Genomic DNA, 16,602 nt, shown 5'->3' with positions numbered 1-16,602 from the left:
TGGGGGTGTCGCTAGGCTGGCTGAGGTCACCGACGCAGTATGGCATGACCGCTACAGATTTGGCCGCCCCTTCACAGAGCATTCCCAGCCGGAAGCCTCAGAGTCCGGAAACCCCCTTGACGAGGGTGCTCAGCCCGCCGGCGAGGGCCAGCCCCAGCACCACCGTCCGGGCCCGGCGCTCCGGCACCCGGGCGGCCAGCAGTCGGCCGGCCGCCCCGCCCGCCAGTGCCGCGGCCACCAACCCCCAGGCGGGAGCGCCCAGTTCGGGCAGGCCCTTGGTCGCCAGCGAGAAGGCGTTCACCACCACACCGTACAACTGGGCGTTGGGCACGAACTCCTGCGCCGACCAACCGGAGTTCACCGCGTACAGCGAGACCGCCGGGCCGCCCACCCCGGCCGCGGAGTTCATCAGCCCGCTGGTGGCCCCGGCGACCACGGCCCCGCCCACCCCGCGCAGCGCGGCGGCCCGCACCCCGCGGATCACCAGCAGGGCGGCCGCGGTGACCAGCACTCCGATGCCGACCAGCAGCTCCGGCGCCGGCACCGTCGCCGCCACCCAGGCCCCGGCGGGCACCGTGCAGGCGGCGGCGGCCGTCAGCGGCAGCATCGCCCCGGGCCGGACCCGCCGCCAACTCCCGGCCAGCCCGACCGCGCTGATCGCCAGCGAGGCGGAATTCGCCAGCGTCACGCCGCCGTTCGGGCCCAGCAGCAGCACCAGCACGGGCGCCGCGACCAGGGCGAAACCGATGCCGGCCAGCCGCTGGACGGTGGCGCCCAGCAGGACCACCAGGCCCAGCAGCAGTTCGCCGGCCCAGCCGCCCGTCAGTGCTGGACGCCGGTGGAGAGCGAGAAGTCGGCGAAGTACGCCTGCTGGGTGCTCGCCGGGCCCCAGCTGGTGTCGTGGCCGCCGTAGAAGGTGGAGAACAGCACCCCGCCGAAGGGGATCGAGCCGATGCCGGAGGCGGTGCCCTTGGCGGCGTGCACCTGGTGGCCGTCGTACCAGACGGTGATGTCGCCGGTGCCGCGGTTCACCAGCTGCTCGACGGTGTGCCAGCGGTCGTCGGCCTGGAAGTGCCAGTCGCCCAGGCCCTCGTCGACGCCGTAGCCGGTGGGGCCGGAGTTGCTCGGGGTGTAGAGGTAGACCTCGCCGTTGTCGGGGCTGCCTTTGGCGGCCCGCCACATGTAGCGGGTGGACCAGCCGGCGCCGTGGTTGCCGCCGGACTCCTCGCCGATCTTCCCGCCGTACAGGCCGGGCAGCTTGCCGGCCTTTCCCCAGTCGCGGCCGGTGGGGAACCGGACGGAGTACTTGAGGTCCAGGGTCGGGCCCTGGGCGAGGGCGGACAGGCCGAGGGCGTTCAGGTCGGTGTAGAACTGCCCGCCGCCCGGACCGGGGCAGTCGGTGCAGGAGTTGGCGGAGGAGCCCGCGCCGTACGTCACCCGCAGCGCCGGGCCGCCGCCGGGGGCGCCCGGGTCCGCGACGGCACTGAAGTCGGCCGCGCCCCAGGCGCCCTGGTCGGCCACGCCCCAGGACCGGCGCCACTGCGGGGTGCCGTAGTCCTGGAACCGGCCGGTCCAGGCGGCCGCTCGGCCCGGTGCGGGGGCGTCGGGCGCGGTGGTGCCGTCGGGCGCGGTGGTGCCGGCGGGCGCGGTGGTGCCGTCGGGCGCGGTGGGAGGGTGGGCCTTGGCCCGGGCCGGCGTGGCCGAGCAGCCGGCGGTGGCGAGCAGGGCCAGCGCGGCCACGGCGGCGGTGCGCGCGGGGCGGTTCATCCGGGGCTCCTCGGTCGGCGGGGCGGTCGCTACCGATCATGCCGCAAGGCCGAGTTGTGCCCGGGTAAAGGAACGGGAAAGGACCGTGGCCGGGTGGGCGGTTCACGTTCACGGTGAACCGCCCACCCGGCCACAGCCGTTCCGGGGGGTGTCAGCCCGCGAGGGTCTTGCGGTGGCGCTCAGGCATTGCGGGGCACGTTCCTCGGGATCGCTGCCCCGGTCGCCGAGGCTGGTGAACTGGCTTTCAAGGTGGGTCAGTTGAACTGGTCCGGGTGCGGGCCGGTGCGCAGGCCGCGGTCGGTGGCGGCGATGGCCGCCATGTCCTGCTCGGTGAGCTCGAAGTCGAGGACGTCGAGGTTCTGGCGGATCCGGGCCGGAGTGACGGACTTGGGGATCACGATGTTGCCGAGCTGGAGGTGCCAGCGCAGCACGACCTGGGCGGGGGACGTGCCGGTGCGCTCGGCGACGGCGGTGACGGCCGGGTCGTCGAGGACGGCGCCCTGGGCGAGCGGGCTCCACGCCTCGGTGGCGATGCCGTGCCGGGCGTGGAAGGCGCGCAGCTCGGCCTGCTGGAGGCCGGGGTGCAGCTCGACCTGGTTGACGGCCGGGACGAGCTCGCTGTTGTCCAGCAGGCGCTGGAGGTGGGCGGGCTGGAAGTTGGAGACGCCGGCGGCGCGGATGCGGCCCTCGGCGGCCAGGCGCTCCAGGGCGCGCCAGGTGTCGAGGTAGCGGTCGCGGGCCGGGGTGGGCCAGTGGATCAGGTAGAGGTCGACGTGGTCGAGGCCGAGCTCGGCGAGGCTGGCGTCGAAGGCGCGCAGGGTGGTGTCGTAGCCCTGGTCGGCGTTCCACAGCTTGGTGGTGACGAACAGGTCCTCGCGGGGCAGGCCGGAGGCGGCCAGGGCGCGGCCGACGCCGGCCTCGTTGCCGTAGACGGCGGCGGTGTCGATGCTGCGGTAGCCGGCTTCGAGGGCGGAGCCGACCGCGGCGGCGGTCTCGTCGTCGGGGACCTGGAAGACGCCGAAGCCGAGCTGGGGGATCTCGACGCCGTTGTTCAGCTTCACGGTGGGGACGTTCGGGGTGCTCATGGGTTTCCTTCGATCGATGGGTGAGGGGGAGGGGGAGGGGGTTCAGTGGTGGGCGGGGACCCGCAGCTCCTCGCCGAGGTCCGGCGCCCGGGTGCGGTCGCGGCGCTCCAGGGCGGCGGACCAGAGGGCGAGGACGAGCGCGGCCGCGGCGAGGAGGGCGCCGACCCAGTTGGGGCCGGTGTAGCCGAGACCGGCGCTGATCACGATGCCGCCGAGCCAGGCCGCGAGGGCGTTGCCGAGGTTGAAGGCGCCGATGTTGACGGCCGAGGCGAGGGTGGGGGCGCCGTGGGCCTGGTCGAGGACGCGCTTCTGCAGCGGGGGGACGGTGGCGAAGCCGAGGGCGCCGACGAGCAGGACGGTGGCGGCGGCGGTGATCCGGTTGTGGGCGGTGAGGGTGAACAGGGCCAGGACGAGGGCGAGGCCGCCGAGGGTGGTGTAGAGCATCGGCATCAGGTGCCGGTCGGCGAACCTGCCGCCGAGCAGGTTGCCGAGGAACATGCCGGCGCCGAACAGGACGAGCAGCCAGGTGACGGCGCCGTCGGAGTAGCCGGCGACATGGGTCATCATCGGGGCGATGTAGGTGATCGCGGCGAAGACCCCGCCGAAGCCCAGGACGGTCATCGCCATGGCGAGCAGGACCTGGGGGTTGCGGAAGGCGGTCAGCTCGCGGCGCAGGTGGGCGCCCTCGGGGTGGGGCAGCGCGGGGACGAGCCTGGCGATGCCGAGCAGGCCGACCAGGCCGAGGGCGGCGACGGCGGTGAAGGTGGTGCGCCAGCCGACGGCCTGACCGATGTAGGTGCCCAGCGGGACGCCGACGATGTTGGCGACGGTCAGTCCGGTGAACATGGTGGCGATGGCGCCGGCCTTCTTCTGCGGGGCGACGAGTTCGGCGGCGACGACCGAGCCGATGCCGAAGAACGCGCCGTGGGCCAGCGAGGTCACGATCCGCCCGGCGAGCATCAGGGGGAAGCTCGGGGCGACGGCGGAGAGCAGGTTGCCGACCGTGAACAGGGCCATCAGCAGCATGAGCATGGTCTTGCGGCTGATCCGGGTGCCCAGGACGGTCATCAGCGGGGCGCCGATCACCACGCCGAGCGCGTAGCCGGTGACCAGCAGTCCGGCGGTGGGGACGGACACGCCGTAGTCGCCCGCGATCTGGGGCAGCAGACCCATGATCACGAACTCGGTGGTCCCGATCCCGAAGGCCCCGATGGCCAGGGCGAGAAGTGCGAGGGGCATGGCGCGACCTCCGTGCGATTGCTAGTGCGCCTTACGTGCCTCGACAATAGTTGCATACGCGGCATAAGCGCAAGTGCGGGCATTCGCCTGGCGCGGTAAACGCGCGCGGGCATGCGCTTGCATAAGCGTTATATCTGCTCTGGGAGATATTTCACGGCAAGGCTTATCCTGGAGGCCTGCTCGCCCCTGGAAGGAGACCTGGCCGATGACCGCCACGGATCCCGCGCTGACCGCCCTCGCCAACGGATGGGCCGCCCTCTACGTCCTCTACGGCAGGATCGAGGCGCACATCGAGCGGGCCCTGCAGTCCGAGCACGAACTGAGCGTGCGCGAGTACTCGCTGCTCGACGTGCTCAGCCGCCAGCACGACGGCGAGGGCGGCCACCTCCAGATGAAGCAGGTGGCCGACGCGGTCGTGCTCAGCCAGAGCGCCACCACCCGGCTGGTGTCCCGGCTGGAGGACCGCGGCCTGCTCTCCCGCTACCTGTGCCCGACCGACCGCCGCGGCATCTACACCGACGTCAGCGAGGACGGCCTGCGGCTCCTGGAGGAGGCCCGGCCGACCAACGACGCCGCGCTGCGCGAGGCCCTCGACGAGGCCGCCCGCAACCCCGAACTGGCCCCGCTGGTCACGGCCGTGGAGGCGGTGAACCCACCCGCGCTGCTCCGCCGGGGCTGAGCGGCGCCGGCCGGGAGGCGGCGGCAGCCGGGCGGGCGGGTCCGCAGCGCTCGGCGTGCGGTGACCCGCCCGTTCGGGGGCACGCCGCGGTCGGCGGCTCGGTGCACGGCGGCTCGGTGCACGGCGGCTCAGTGCACGGCGGGTACGGCGTCGGCGGTCGCGGGGAGCGGGTAGGCGTCCGGGTCGACCGGGCCGGGCAGGTCGGTGGCCGGACGGCCGGGGGCGTTGGGGTCGGGCAGGGACGGCTGGGCGGGCGGGGCCGGCACCTGGTTGAAGGGGATCCCGGGCGGGGCCTGGACCGGGGCCGCGCGGCCGGCGGCGAGCGGGCTGCGGCTCTGCGCGCCGCAGGCGGCCAGGGTCTCCAGATCGTCGGGGCTCTGGGTGGCGGGTTGGTTGCCGCCGAAGCAGTTGCCGGGGTCGGCCGAGGCGAGGACCAGGTCGGCGCCGTTGCCCTCGGTGCGGTTGCCCTGGATCCGGTTGGCGCCGGCCGGGTGGCCGGGCGGGTCGGTGATGATGACGCCGGCCGAGCGGTTGCCCCTGACCAGGTTGCGTTCGACCCGGTTGGCGGTGCCGCCGCCGATCCCGATCCCGATGCCGAAGCCGCCGTCGGCCTGTTCGGGGGTGTCGGAGGCGTTGTTGTCGGTGACGCTGTTCCCGGCGATCACGGCGCCGTGCTGGGGGGCGAGGGCCTCCAGGTCGTTGGAGTTGACCGTGACGCCGACCCGGTTGCCGGCCACCCGGTTGCCCAGGAAGTAGAGGTTGTCCGAGGCGTTGGTGATCTCGATGCCGACCGCGTTGCGTTCGACGGTGTTGCCGCGGACCAGGGTGTCGCAGGGCTTGCACTGGCCGACGTAGATGCCGGAGTCGGCGCCGCCGGAGGCGTAGGAGTCCTCGACGATCCCGGCCCGGGCGTCGAAGGCGTAGATGCCGTACAGCCCGTTGTCGTAGGCGGTGACCCTGGTCGCCCGGAAGCCCTGGAGGGCGGGGAAGCGGGTGGTGTCCAGCGGGTTGTAGGCGGAGCCGCCGGCGCCGCGCTGCTGGAGCTTCTCGTCGGTGACGCCGGTGAACAGCACGCCGTTGGCGAGGTAGCCGTGCACGGTGAGGTTCTCCACCACCGACCCGGGGCCGGTCACGGTGACGCCGTTGACCAGCCGGACCCCGCCGTCCAGGACCACGGTGTTGCGGTCGGTGCCGCGCAGCACGATCCGGGGCTTGGTGATCCGCACGCTCTCCCGGTACGTCCCGGGGGAGACCAGCACGGTGTCGCCCTCGCGGGCCACGTCCACGGCCTTCTGGACGGACGGGAAGTCCTGCGGGACGCGGACGACCGTGCCGTCCGGGTGGTGGGCGTCGGAGGAGGGGGCGGTGGCGGAGGAGCAGCCGGTCAGGACGGGGGCGAGGGCGAGGGCGGCGGCGGTCAGCAGGGCGGGCAGGCCGCGGGCCGCGCTCCCGCGGCGGTGGGCCGGTGCTTCGCGTTCGAGTTGACGGACGGTCAAAAGTTGCATACGGGGTGTTCTATCGTCTCCAATGTCGGTCATGCATGCCGAAAGCGGAAAGGCGCAGGAACGGCCGGGGGCCGCCGGGAACGGCGTGGACCGGAGGGCACTGATCGCGGGCGGCGGTGCGCTGCTGGCCGCCGGGGTCGGCGCCGGGGCCGTGGCGCTGGGGCGTGGACGGCCCGCGGCGCCGCCGCCGCCTCCGGCTGTGCCCGCGGTGGCGTTCCACGGCGAGCGGCAGGCCGGGGTGACGGCTCCTCAGCAGCCGGCCACGCTGCTGCTGGCCCTCGACCTGGCGCCCGCCGCCACCTCGGACGGGCGGGCCGCACTGCGTTCCCTGCTGGGGGAGTTGACCCGGTTGCTCGCCGAGGCGGTGGGCGGGACCTCCGCCGATCCGCGCCTCCAGGGCGGTGAGCCGGCGCGGTTGAGCAGCCTGGTCGGGGTGGGGCCGGGTCTCGCGGCCCGGCTCGGGCTGAACGTTCCGCCGGCCCTGGCGGAGCTCCCGGCCTTCCCGGGGGACCGGCTCGATCCGGCGCGCGGCGGCGGGGACTTGGTGGTGCAGCTGTGCGCCGCCGACCGCTGGCCGCTGACCGTGGTCGCCGAACTCCTCGCCGCGGCCGCCCGATCGGCGGGCGGGACGGTGCGGTGGACCCAGCCCGGCTTCCTGCCCCGCACCCCGGAGGGCACCACCCCGCGCAACCTCTTCGGCTACAAGGACGGCACCGCCAACCCGGACGCCACGGAGGCGAAGCAGTGGGTCTGGGGTCCGCCCGGCCCGTACGAGCACGGCACCGTGCTGGTCTACCGCCGGATCCGGATGGACACCGCGGCCTTCGCCGCCCTGCCCGAGGACCGCCGCAACCTGGCCATGGGGCGCCGGCTGACCGACGGCACCCCGCTGACCGGCACGGCCGAGCACGACGACCCGGACATCTACGCCAAGAACCCGGACGGCTCGTACGTCATCCCCAACAGCGCCCACGTCCGCCTCTCCAGTCCCCGGCTCGACTCCGGGGCCCGGATGCTGCGGCGGGGCTACAGCTACGACGACGGCCCGGACGACCGCGGCCTGCTGTTCTGCGCCTTCGTGCGGGACCCGGCGCAGTTCACCAGGGTGCAGAACCGGCTGGCGGCCAAGGACGCGCTCAACCCGTTCCTGGTGCACACGGCCTCGGCGGTGGCGTACGTGCTGCCGGGAGCGCGGGAGGGCGGCGTGCTGGGTGAGGGGCTGTGGGCGTGACGCGGTTGCGGGGGTGTGGGCGTGACGCGGTTGCGGGGGTGGGCCGCGGCTGCTCCGGGGCGCGGGGGCTCACCAGCTGACCGGGAGCGCGGCCGGGCTGCGGGTCGTGGTGCCCAACTGCCAGTCGAGGCCGTCGATCGGGACGGTCAGGCGCAGTCCGGGCAGGGCGGTGGCCAGGCGGTGGAGGGCCTCGCGCATTTCGAGGCGGACCCGCCAGGCGCCGATGCAGTAGTGCGGTCCGGCGCTGAAGGCGAGGGTCGGGGCGTCGAGCGGGCGGGCGAGGTCGGCGTCGAGTCCTTCGGGGTGGACGGCGGGGTCCCGGTTGGCGCTGCCGAGGCTCGCGGCGACGACGGCGCCGGCCGGGATGGTGACGCCGCCGACCTCGACCGCGGCGGTGGCACGGCGGACGGTGGCCTCGTCGTCGCCGAGCGGGATGAAGTGCAGCAGGCGTTCGGCGGTGTGCTCGGTGACGCCGGGGTCGGCGAGGCGGGGCCAGTGCTCGGGGCGTTCGCCGAGCAGGTAGGCCAGGGCGTTGCCGAGGGCGCCGGTGACGCTCTCGTTGCCGCTGGCGGTGAGTCCGAGGACGAGGAAGGCGAGGTCGTCCGGGGGGATGCCGCCGTCCTGGTCGGCGGCCCGGACCAGTCGGCTGACCAGGTCGGGCCCGGGCGACCGCCGTCGGCGCTCGATCAACTCCTCGGTGAAGGCGGCGAATTCGGCCAGCGCCTCGGTGTGCTCCGCGGCCGGTTCGCCGCCCTGGGCGAGCAGGGCGAGGGTCCAGCGCCGCAGCCGTCGCTCGTCCAGGTGGTCGGGGCCGTCGCCGTCGAGCCCCATCAGCCGGGTGGTGACGGCGAAGGGCACCGGGCGGGTGAAGGCGGTGACCAGGTCGGCGGGGGGTCCGGCGGCGACCAGCGCGTCCACGGCCTGCTGGACGGCGGCCGTGACCCAGGGCTGCCAGCCGGCGATCGCCCGTGGGGTGAAGGCCTTCTGGACGGTGCCGCGCAGCCGGCGGTGGGCGGGGCCGTCCTGGTTGAACAGCGAGGCCGGGTTGGCCGCGACGTCGGCGGTGCTGCCCGCGGCGCCGACCTCATGCAGGTCGGTCCGGGTGAGGCGGGGGTCGCCGAGGACCTGACGGACGTCGTGGTAGCGGGTGACGAGCCAGGCCGGGGTGCCGTCCGGAAGGGTGGTCGGGTGCGGCGGCTGGGCGGGGGTGACGGGAAGCCGGTGGAGCGGCGGGAGCTGGAGCTGGAGCGGGGGCGGCGGGGCGTCGGTTCCGGCGTCGGTGTCGGGTGCGGCGGAGGACATGGAACCCTTCGGGGGAGGCGTCTCTACGGGGCACGGGCATCCAACTGTCATATTTTCCGAGGGAATTGGACTCTTTCAGATGCTTTTCCCGTTTCGGCCCGATGGTACGCCCCCGAACGCTCCGCGTGGTCTCAGCGCCCCCACTCGGGCGCCGGGTCGACCGGCAGCAGCGGCCGCAGCGCGCCCAGCACGGCGCCGATGCAGGCGTCGCGCAGCTCGGTCCGGCTGCAACCGGGCTCGGTCAGCCAGTCCACGACCAGTACCCGGACGAACACCAGCCAGCTGCGCAGCACTTGGGACACGGCGAGCCGGGCCTCCTCGTCGGCGAGCGGGAGCACGGTGAGCAGTCGGCCGCGCAGGGCGTCCAGCTCCTCGGTGATGATGGTCTGGATCACCGGGTCCCCGGCCAGGACCCGGTTGGCGGCCAGCACGGTGTGCCGGTTGGCGAGGAAGTAGTCGAGGTGGGCGTCCATGCCCTCGATCAACTGCTCGACGAGGCTGTCCGCCGGGTCGAACCTGGTCCTGGCCAGGAGGTCGTCCGAGGCCTGCCGGTGGACCGCCGCGAACAGCTCGTGCTTGCTCGCGAAGTGCCGGTAGAGCAGCGCGCGGGAGACCCCGGCCTGTTCGGCGACCTCCTCCATCAGCACCTCCTCGTACGGCCGGGCGGCGAAGGCCCGGGCGCCGACGGCGAGCAGCTGGGCGCGGCGCTCCTCGGGGGAGAGGCGGCGGCGGCGTTCGGGAACTGACATGCCGGACAGGTTACTTGACACGTGTCCACCAGCGGGGGCAGCTTGGTAGACGTGTGTCAACTAGTGCCGTCGGCGGGTGCTCCTGACGGACGGTCGGACGACGGAGTGAGGGTGGTCGGTCATGGTGAAGGCACTGCGGGTACTCGCGTGGACGATGGGGGTCGCCTGCGTGGCGATCGGCCTCTTCCACCTGCTCGGCGGGAGCGCCGCGTTCCCCGGGATCCCGGACCCCGGGCCGACGGTCGACAGCTTCGCCCGCTTCATGGGCGCGATCTTCGCCGGGTACGGGGCGGCCTGGCTCTGGGCCGTCCGGCAGCGGCCGGTGCCCGCGTGGGCGGTGCGGGGGCTGACGGCGGTGTTCCTGCTGGGCGGGCTCGGCCGGGTGCTGGCGATCGCGGTGGACGGGCGGCCGCACTGGTTCCAGCTGGTGCTGATGGGGATCGAGCTCGGGCTCTCGCCGGTGTACTTCTGGCTCGCCGACGCGGACGAGCGGGCGCACGGGAGTTCGGCTGGGGGCATGCGGCGGACGGGCGAGCGGGTGGCGCGGGCCTGAGCAGCGCGGGTCTGAGCAGCGTGGGCCTGAGCAGCGCGGGCCCGAGCGACGTGGACCCGAGGGGCGCGCGTGAGCCCGGCCCGGAAGACCGACTAGGCTCCGGTACCGGTCGAACGTACGTCGCGAGAAGGGGTCGAAGCGCGTGAGCGGCATCGTGGTGGCAGTCAGCAGCAACGCCGAGTACTCGTTCAGCAAGCCGAACCGGACCGGCATCACGCTGCTCGCCGGGCTCGGGGTCGAGGGGGACGTGCACGCGGGCGTGACCGTCAAGCACCGCTCGCGCGTCGCCCAGGACCCGACCGTGCCCAACCTGCGCCAGGTGCACCTGATCCACCGTGAACTGTTCACCGAGCTCGCCGAGTCCGGCTTCGACGTGGCGCCGGGGGCACTCGGCGAGAACATCACCACCGAGGGCGTGGACCTTCTCGGGCTGCCGGTCGGCGCGGTGCTGCGGATCGGGCCGGAGGCGCAGGTGGAGGTCACCGGTCTGCGCAATCCGTGCGTGCAGATCGAGAACTACCGGGCGGGGCTGCTGAAGCAGGTCGTCTCGCGGGCCCCGGACGGCACGCTGGTGCGGCGGGCCGGGGTCATGGGTGTGGTGCGTGCGGGCGGTCCGGTGCGGCCCGGTGACGCGATCACCGTGGAACTGCCGGAGGGGCCGCACCGGGCGCTCGACCGGGTCTGAGCCCTGGGGGCCGGTACCCCCACCCCGTACCCGAAGAGGCCCTCCGGTCGTGACCGGAGGGCCTCTTCGGGCGTGCGGTGCCGCCGTGGTTCAGGAGCGGACCAGCCGGGCGATGGCCTGGTTGGCCTCGCGGATCTTGGCGTTGGCCTCCTGGCCGCCCTCGGCGATGGCGTCGCGGACGCAGCATTCGATGTGCTCGTCCAGGAGTTGCAGCGCGAAGGACTGGAGGGCGCGGCTGGCGGCGGAGACCTGGGTGAGGACGTCGATGCAGTAGGTGTCCTGCTCGACCATGCGCTGCAGGCCGCGGATCTGGCCCTCGATGCGGCGGAGCCGCTTGAGGAAGTCGTCCTTGTGGGGGCTGTAGCTGGCCATGGCCGTCTCCGGTTCCTGTGCGGTGAGGAGTTCCCTCACTCTACCGGGGCGCGCTAGGAGGGGAGCCGGCCCGGACGTCCGGGGATGGTGCCGTCCGGGCCGACGGACGGTCAGGCGCCGAGCCGGCCGATCAGGTCGTAACCGGCCTCGTCGATGGCGGCGGCGACGTCGGCGTCGGCCAGCGGCGCGGTGCTGTCGACGGTGACCTGGCCGGTGGCGAGGTCGACCGCGACCTCGGTGACGCCGGCGACCTTCTTCAGCTCGGCGGTCACCGAGCTGACGCAGTGGCCGCAGGTCATGCCCTTGACCTGGAAGACGGCGCGCTCGGCGGCGGCGGTGGCGGGGGCCTCGGCGGCGCCGGTCCCGCACGAGCCGCAGCAGGAGCCCTCGGTGGAGGACGACTCGACGGTGACGGTGGTCTCGCTCATGGTGTGCTCCTGTCGTCGGTGCGTGCGGTGCCTTCCGGAACGGTCCCGGGCGGCTGCTTCGCTTGAGAAAGTACCATACCCCCCTAGGGTAAGCGGAAGGGCTGCGGCGAACCCTGCCCCGGCGCTTCGGCGTTCAGCCCGGGGTCGGCCCGCAGGTGAGCAGGTAGGGCGCCGGCGGCCCCAGCGCGATCAGCGCCGGTGCGACCAGCCGCACCGCGAACCGCAGCCGGGGAGCCGGCCGCAGCAGCCGCCGCATCCGCACCAGGGTGCGGGCGCCGCCGGTCGGCAGCGTCGCGGGGGACGGGCGCAGCGCGCCGACCTCGCACATCGCCGCCGCCAGGTCCTCCGGCAGGCAGGTGCGGGCCGCCCGGTCGTCGGCGAGCGTCTCCAGCAGCGGTGCCACGTGGGCCCGCGGGCCCCGGCCGCCCGGCCGCCCCGTTGACATACCCCCAGCCCGATCCGCCGTCAGCCTGCTTCCGACTTCCACGCGTAAACCGTACCCCCCTAGGGTATGCTCGGCACCGTCCTCGCCGGGGTCGTCGACCGGCGGGCCTGACGTGCTTTCGGCGTGCAGGGCACCCGAGTTGACGACCACTGCGACCACTACCGTCCGCCGCGGGGCCCCTCGTCCCCGGCCAATACCCCCAACGGGTAGGGAGTAAGAGATGGCAACCGACAACACCGGGCCGAACCCCCGGAGGTGGCGCGCGCTGGCGCTGATCGCCGCCGCGCAGTTCGTGGTGATCATGGACACCTCGATCATCGGGGTGGCCCTGCCCAAGATGAAGGACGACCTCGGCTTCAGCCAGGAGAACCTGTCCTGGGTCTTCAACGCCTACGTCGTCGCCTTCGGCGGCCTGCTCCTGCTCGGCGGCCGGCTGTCCGACCTGCTCGGCGCCCGCCGCCTGTTCAGCACCGGCTGGGCCGTCCTCGGCGTCGGCTCGCTGCTCGCCGGGCTCGCCCAGAACGTCCCGACCGAGCTGGCCGGCCGCGCCGTCCAGGGCCTGGGCGCCGCGATGATCGCCCCCTCGGCACTCACCCTGCTGATGATGCTCTTCGGTGGCAATCCCAAGGAGCTCACCAAGGCCTTCGCCCTGTACGGCGCGGCGGCCCCGGCCGGCGGCACCGCGGGCGTCTTCCTCGGGGGTCTGATCACCCAGTACATCAGCTGGCCCTGGGTGTTCTACATCAACATCCCGGTCGTGCTGGTCGCGCTGCTCGCCACCCCGTCGCTGATGCCGCACGCCCCCCGGCGCAGCGGTGGCATCGACGTCCTCGGCGCGCTCACCGTCACCGGCGGCCTGGCCGCCGCGGTGTACGCCATCGTCCGCGCCCCGGAGGCGGGTTGGGCCTCGGCCTCGACCCTGCTCACGCTGGCCGGCGCGGCCGTGCTGCTCGCCGCCTTCCTGCTCATCCAGTCCAAGCGCCGCGAGCCGCTGATGCGGCTGAGCATCTTCCGGGTGCCCAACCTCGGCGCCGCCAACCTCGCCCAGTTCCTGCTGGCGGCGGCCTGGGTGCCGATGTGGTTCTTCCTCAACCTGTACCTCCAGCAGGTGCTCCACCTCGGTGCGTTCGCCAGCGGCGCGGCCCTGCTGCCGATGACCGTCGCCATCATGGCCATCATGATCACCGCGGCGCCCAAGCTGATCGCCCGCTTCGGCCCCAAGGCGCTGGTCGTCACCGGCATGCTCGCCCTCGGCGCCGGCCTCGGCGGCCTCTCGCTGGCCCGCTCGGACGGCAACTTCTGGACCGACGTGCTGCCCGCCTCGCTGCTCGCCGCGATCGGCATGGCGCTCGCCTTCATCCCCTCCCTCGGCACCGCGATCTCCAGCGCGCCTCCGGAGGAGGGCGGCCTCGCCTCCGGCATCGTCAACACCGGCTACCAGGTCGGCTCGGCGCTCGGCCTCGCCGCGATGACCGCGCTGGCCGGCGCCCGGACCGCCGACACCACCGTCGAGAGCCTGACCTCGGGCTTCTCCGCCGCCTTCATCGGCTCCGCGGCGATCGCGGTGGTCGGCGCGGTGCTCGCGATGGTCACCCTGCGCACCCCGCGCCCCGCGTCGGCGGTGCCGTCCGCCGAGTCGCAGTCCGCGACGGTCGCGTGAGACCGTCCGCCACCCCCTCGCGGGGCGGACCCCGAACCCCGGTCCGCCCCGCCCTCCCCTCGACACCGGGGCCGCGCGAACAGCGCGGCCCCGTCCGTCCTTCCGGAAGGAGCCCCGACCGTGAACACCCGCGTTCCGACCGCCCTGCTGAGGGCCGTCCGCCACCCGGTGACCCGCTGCGTTGTCACCTGCCTGGCCACCGCCGTCGCCGCCGCGGCCGATGCCGGTGCCGGTGCCGCTGCCGCCCAACCGGCCCGGGACGGCGCCGCCGCCCGTACCTGCGCCGGACGCTGAAACCGGGGTACCCGCGCCATGACCACCGCCAGCCCCTCCCCAGCCCCTCCCGCCCGTGGCGCCCGTCCCGGCTCACCGGCCCGCGAGGCGTTCTCGCGACGTCCGCCTACGGCACCCTGCTGGTCCTCGTCACCTACACCGTGCCGATGACCACCCTCGCCCCCACCGCCGCCGGACTGCACGCCGGCCCCACCGCCCAGACCTGGGTGCTCACCGGCGCCCTGGTCGGCCTGTCCGCCCTGCTGCTCACGGCCGGCAGCATCGCGGACGACCTCGGCCGCAAGCGGGTGTTCACCGCGGGTGCCGCCCTGCTCGCGCTCTCCAGCGCGGCCGCCGCGGCCGCCCCCGGCACGGGCGTCTTCCTTGCCGCCCGGGTCGTCCAGGGCGCCGCCTCCGCAGCCGTTCTCGCGCCCAGCCTCGGCCACCAGCCCCACCGTGCTCGGCCTGCTGGCGGCGGGCGTCGTGTTGCTCGCCGCCTTCGCCGCGGTCGAGGCGCACAGCGACCACCCGATGCTGGACCTGAAGCTGTTCCGCGACCCCGGCTTCGCCGCCGCCACCGGCGGGGCGCTGTTCACCGGGCCGGCGGTGGTCGGTCTGATGAGCTGCCTGCCGAACGCCCTCCCACGGGTGCTCGGGGTCTCGGCGCCGGCCACCGGGGGAGTGCTCGCCATCTGGTCCGGCCCGTCCGTGGTCGCCGCACTCCAGGCCCGCCGCCTCGCCGACCGGATCGGCGCCACCGCCCAGCCGGCCATCGCCCTGCTGGTCTGCGGCGTCGGGGAACTCGCCCTGCTCGGACTGCGCCCTGGCGCCTCCTGGCTGCGGCCGGCCCCCGGCCTCGCCGTGGCGGGCATCGGCAGCGGCGTCCTGAACGCCGCGCTCGGCCGGCTCGCCGTCACCAGCGTCCCCGCGCACCGCGCCGCGATGGGCTCGGGCGCCAACAACACCGCCCGCTACCTGGGCTCCTCGCTCGGCGTCGCGGTCACCGTCACACCTGATGGGCCTCGGCCGCCCCGACACCGCCCGGGCCGCGGCCGCCGGAGCCAACCACGCCGTGCCGGCCGCCACCGTGCTCTGCCTGCTCGGTTCGGCGGGCGCGCTGGCCGTACGGGCGGCGCAGCGGCGGATGTCAGCGCGTCACGGTTCCTGAATACCCCGTACGGGTATATGGTCTGACGCTCCGGCTCCGGCAACCGAGGAAGGCGGACCACCGCATGCACGCGATCCTGCACGCACTGTCCATCGCCGGATCGATGACCTGGGAGATCACCTGGGCGCTGATCCTCGGCTTCCTGCTCTCGGCCGTCGTTCAGGCGGTGGTGCACAAGTCCACGGTGGTGCGGCTGCTCGGCGACGACCGGCCGCGCACCCTGGCCGTCGCCTCCGCGCTCGGCGCGGCCTCGTCCTCCTGCTCGTACGCGGCCGTCGCGCTGGCCCGCTCGCTGTTCCGCAAGGGCGCGAACTTCACGGCGGCGATGGCCTTCGAGATCGCCTCCACCAACCTGGTGGTCGAACTCGGCGTCATCCTGGCCCTGTTGCTGGGGTGGCAGTTCACGGCGGCGGAGTTCGTCGGCGGACCGGTGATGATCCTGCTGCTGGCACTGCTGTTCCGGTTGCTGCTGCGGGAGCGGCTGCTCCAGGAGGCGCGCGAGCAGGCCGAGTTCGGGCGGGCGGGGTCGATGGAGGGGCACGCGGCGATGGACATGTCGGTGGCGGGGCCGGGCTCCTTCGTACGCCGCCTGCTCTCCCGCCGGGGCGTCACCTCGGTGTCGCACGTCTTCGTGATGGAGTGGGCGGCGATCCTCAAGGACCTGGTGATCGGCCTGCTCATCGCGGGCGCGATCGCGGCGTGGGTCCCGGACTCGTTCTGGCAGGCGTTCTTCTTCGCCGACCACCCGCTGGCCGCGAAGCTGTGGGGCCCGCTGGTCGGGCCACTGGTGGCGATCGCGTCCTTCGTCTGCTCGATCGGCAACGTGCCGCTGGCGGTGGTGCTGTGGAAGGGCGGCATCAGCTTCGGCGGGGTGGTCTCGTTCATCTTCGCGGACCTGCTGATCCTGCCGATCCTCAACATCTACCGGAAGTACTACGGGGCGCGGATGGCGTTCTTCCTGCTCGGCACCTTCTACGTGGCCATGGTGGTCGCCGGCTATGTGGTCGAGTTCGTGTTCGGCGGGCTGGGTCTGGTGCCCGACCAGCGGGACGCGCAGATCCCGATGGAGGGCGTCGAGTGGAACTACACCACCTGGCTCAACATCGCCTTCCTGCTGCTGGCGGCGGTCCTCGTCATCCGCTTCTTCCGCACCGACGGTGCCGCGATGCTGCGCATGATGGGCGGCGCCCCGGAGACGGGCGAACACGCGGGCCACGGGCACCACGGCGACCACTGAAGAGACCCCTTCCACCCGTTCTGACCAGCGACGAAGCTGGTGGACGTCGGAAGGGAACACCGCCCGGACGACAACCGGAGAACCTGAGGAGGCGTCACCGCCGGCGACATCGGCAGCGTCCAGTCGATCGCCGACGCCGGCATCGACGGCAACACCCATGTGCCGGCGGTCGGCGGGGACGGCGGCCTCCACCACGCCGTCCGCCACTCCGACGGCAGCGGGCT

General features: G+C 73.9%; 18 protein-coding genes and 1 pseudogene. 9 read left to right on the top strand and 10 right to left on the bottom strand.

What is annotated here, in order from left to right; genetic code table 11:
* Positions 1–97 precede the first annotated feature (97 nt).
* From ACZ6Z8_RS24315 to ACZ6Z8_RS24300, 4 genes are all read right to left on the bottom strand, one after another.
* Positions 98–796 carry a TSUP family transporter gene (locus tag ACZ6Z8_RS24315; RefSeq protein ID WP_465612220.1) on the bottom strand — a complete coding sequence of 233 codons (699 nt, stop codon included), beginning with the start codon at positions 794–796 and terminating at the stop codon, positions 98–100.
* Between the two features lie 26 nt (positions 797–822).
* Positions 823–1,767, bottom strand: a complete 945-nt coding sequence (locus ACZ6Z8_RS24310) for a polysaccharide lyase (protein WP_465612177.1) — start codon at positions 1,765–1,767, stop codon at positions 823–825.
* Positions 1,768–2,021: 254 nt separating this feature from the next.
* On the bottom strand, positions 2,022–2,852 hold the full coding sequence (locus tag ACZ6Z8_RS24305; RefSeq protein ID WP_465612176.1) for an aldo/keto reductase: 831 nt from the start codon (positions 2,850–2,852) through the stop codon (positions 2,022–2,024).
* A 42-nt stretch (positions 2,853–2,894) separates the two neighbouring features.
* A complete protein-coding gene (locus ACZ6Z8_RS24300; protein ID WP_465612175.1) occupies positions 2,895–4,091 on the bottom strand; it encodes an MFS transporter in 1,197 nt (398 codons plus the stop codon).
* 205 nt (positions 4,092–4,296) lie between these two features.
* On the opposite strand from ACZ6Z8_RS24300, the gene ACZ6Z8_RS24295 reads away from it, so the two are divergent.
* The gene (locus tag ACZ6Z8_RS24295) at positions 4,297–4,770 is read left to right on the top strand and encodes a MarR family winged helix-turn-helix transcriptional regulator (protein WP_465612174.1); all 474 of its coding nucleotides are present in this window, start codon (positions 4,297–4,299) and stop codon (positions 4,768–4,770) included.
* Between the two features lie 128 nt (positions 4,771–4,898).
* On the opposite strand, the gene ACZ6Z8_RS24290 is transcribed toward ACZ6Z8_RS24295, so the two are convergent.
* Positions 4,899–6,275, bottom strand: a complete 1,377-nt coding sequence (locus tag ACZ6Z8_RS24290; protein ID WP_465612173.1) for a right-handed parallel beta-helix repeat-containing protein — start codon at positions 6,273–6,275, stop codon at positions 4,899–4,901.
* Between the two features lie 31 nt (positions 6,276–6,306).
* Here ACZ6Z8_RS24290 and ACZ6Z8_RS24285 point away from each other — a divergent pair, with 31 nt between their 5' ends.
* Positions 6,307–7,506, top strand: a complete 1,200-nt coding sequence (locus ACZ6Z8_RS24285; protein WP_465612172.1) for a Dyp-type peroxidase — start codon at positions 6,307–6,309, stop codon at positions 7,504–7,506.
* Between the two features lie 69 nt (positions 7,507–7,575).
* Here the strand turns inward: ACZ6Z8_RS24285 and ACZ6Z8_RS24280 are convergent, their stop codons facing one another.
* Both ACZ6Z8_RS24280 and ACZ6Z8_RS24275 read right to left on the bottom strand, forming a co-directional pair.
* Positions 7,576–8,808, bottom strand: a complete 1,233-nt coding sequence (locus ACZ6Z8_RS24280; protein ID WP_465612171.1) for a cytochrome P450 — start codon at positions 8,806–8,808, stop codon at positions 7,576–7,578.
* 131 nt (positions 8,809–8,939) lie between these two features.
* Positions 8,940–9,557, bottom strand: a complete 618-nt coding sequence (locus ACZ6Z8_RS24275; protein WP_465612170.1) for a TetR/AcrR family transcriptional regulator — start codon at positions 9,555–9,557, stop codon at positions 8,940–8,942.
* Positions 9,558–9,678: 121 nt separating this feature from the next.
* On the opposite strand from ACZ6Z8_RS24275, the gene ACZ6Z8_RS24270 reads away from it, so the two are divergent.
* Positions 9,679–10,110, top strand: coding sequence for a DUF4345 domain-containing protein (locus tag ACZ6Z8_RS24270; protein ID WP_465612169.1), 432 nt, complete (start codon positions 9,679–9,681; stop codon positions 10,108–10,110).
* Positions 10,111–10,252: 142 nt separating this feature from the next.
* The gene (locus tag ACZ6Z8_RS24265; protein ID WP_465612168.1) at positions 10,253–10,795 is read left to right on the top strand and encodes an MOSC domain-containing protein; all 543 of its coding nucleotides are present in this window, start codon (positions 10,253–10,255) and stop codon (positions 10,793–10,795) included.
* A gap of 90 nt (positions 10,796–10,885) precedes the next feature.
* On the opposite strand, the gene ACZ6Z8_RS24260 is transcribed toward ACZ6Z8_RS24265, so the two are convergent.
* From ACZ6Z8_RS24260 to ACZ6Z8_RS24250, 3 genes are all read right to left on the bottom strand, one after another.
* Positions 10,886–11,206, bottom strand: a complete 321-nt coding sequence (locus tag ACZ6Z8_RS24260) for a metal-sensitive transcriptional regulator (protein WP_435823419.1) — start codon at positions 11,204–11,206, stop codon at positions 10,886–10,888.
* 71 nt (positions 11,207–11,277) lie between these two features.
* Positions 11,278–11,595: a heavy-metal-associated domain-containing protein gene (locus ACZ6Z8_RS24255; protein ID WP_465612167.1), complete on the bottom strand. Its 318-nt coding sequence runs from the start codon at positions 11,593–11,595 to the stop codon at positions 11,278–11,280.
* A gap of 133 nt (positions 11,596–11,728) precedes the next feature.
* Entirely contained in the window at positions 11,729–12,040 is a 312-nt protein-coding gene (locus ACZ6Z8_RS24250) for a hypothetical protein (protein ID WP_465612166.1), read from the bottom strand.
* A 220-nt stretch (positions 12,041–12,260) separates the two neighbouring features.
* On the opposite strand from ACZ6Z8_RS24250, the gene ACZ6Z8_RS24245 reads away from it, so the two are divergent.
* The 5 genes and pseudogenes from ACZ6Z8_RS24245 to ACZ6Z8_RS24225 all read left to right on the top strand — a co-directional run bounded on the left by ACZ6Z8_RS24245 (position 12,261) and on the right by ACZ6Z8_RS24225 (position 16,378).
* On the top strand, positions 12,261–13,700 hold the full coding sequence (locus ACZ6Z8_RS24245) for an MFS transporter (RefSeq protein ID WP_465612165.1): 1,440 nt from the start codon (positions 12,261–12,263) through the stop codon (positions 13,698–13,700).
* A 120-nt stretch (positions 13,701–13,820) separates the two neighbouring features.
* A complete protein-coding gene (locus ACZ6Z8_RS24240) occupies positions 13,821–13,994 on the top strand; it encodes a hypothetical protein (protein WP_465612164.1) in 174 nt (57 codons plus the stop codon).
* Positions 13,995–14,140: 146 nt separating this feature from the next.
* Positions 14,141–14,350 (top strand): annotated as a pseudogene (locus ACZ6Z8_RS24235) (MFS transporter); the annotation flags it as partial.
* Between the two features lie 79 nt (positions 14,351–14,429).
* Positions 14,430–15,167: an MFS transporter gene (locus ACZ6Z8_RS24230; RefSeq protein WP_465612163.1), complete on the top strand. Its 738-nt coding sequence runs from the start codon at positions 14,430–14,432 to the stop codon at positions 15,165–15,167.
* A 38-nt stretch (positions 15,168–15,205) separates the two neighbouring features.
* Positions 15,206–16,378: a permease gene (locus ACZ6Z8_RS24225; protein ID WP_465612162.1), complete on the top strand. Its 1,173-nt coding sequence runs from the start codon at positions 15,206–15,208 to the stop codon at positions 16,376–16,378.
* Positions 16,379–16,602 lie beyond the last annotated feature (224 nt).

It is taken from the genome of Kitasatospora sp. NPDC101108 (assembly GCF_055584725.1).
Note: the sequence above shows the minus strand (reverse complement) of the source record. Positions and strands in the feature narration are given on the sequence as shown.

Coding starts and splice junctions, on each gene's coding strand:
- ACZ6Z8_RS24285 (WP_465612172.1), top strand. CDS start 6,307: ATGCATGCCGAAAGCGGAAAGGCGCAGGAACGGCCGGGGGCCGCCGGG.
- ACZ6Z8_RS24225 (WP_465612162.1), top strand. CDS start 15,206: ATGCACGCGATCCTGCACGCACTGTCCATCGCCGGATCGATGACCTGG.
- ACZ6Z8_RS24255 (WP_465612167.1), bottom strand. CDS start 11,595: ATGAGCGAGACCACCGTCACCGTCGAGTCGTCCTCCACCGAGGGCTCC.
- ACZ6Z8_RS24245 (WP_465612165.1), top strand. CDS start 12,261: ATGGCAACCGACAACACCGGGCCGAACCCCCGGAGGTGGCGCGCGCTG.
- ACZ6Z8_RS24295 (WP_465612174.1), top strand. CDS start 4,297: ATGACCGCCACGGATCCCGCGCTGACCGCCCTCGCCAACGGATGGGCC.
- ACZ6Z8_RS24270 (WP_465612169.1), top strand. CDS start 9,679: ATGGTGAAGGCACTGCGGGTACTCGCGTGGACGATGGGGGTCGCCTGC.
- ACZ6Z8_RS24280 (WP_465612171.1), bottom strand. CDS start 8,808: ATGTCCTCCGCCGCACCCGACACCGACGCCGGAACCGACGCCCCGCCG.
- ACZ6Z8_RS24305 (WP_465612176.1), bottom strand. CDS start 2,852: ATGAGCACCCCGAACGTCCCCACCGTGAAGCTGAACAACGGCGTCGAG.
- ACZ6Z8_RS24300 (WP_465612175.1), bottom strand. CDS start 4,091: ATGCCCCTCGCACTTCTCGCCCTGGCCATCGGGGCCTTCGGGATCGGG.
- ACZ6Z8_RS24290 (WP_465612173.1), bottom strand. CDS start 6,275: ATGCAACTTTTGACCGTCCGTCAACTCGAACGCGAAGCACCGGCCCAC.
- ACZ6Z8_RS24275 (WP_465612170.1), bottom strand. CDS start 9,557: ATGTCAGTTCCCGAACGCCGCCGCCGCCTCTCCCCCGAGGAGCGCCGC.
- ACZ6Z8_RS24310 (WP_465612177.1), bottom strand. CDS start 1,767: ATGAACCGCCCCGCGCGCACCGCCGCCGTGGCCGCGCTGGCCCTGCTC.
- ACZ6Z8_RS24250 (WP_465612166.1), bottom strand. CDS start 12,040: ATGTCAACGGGGCGGCCGGGCGGCCGGGGCCCGCGGGCCCACGTGGCA.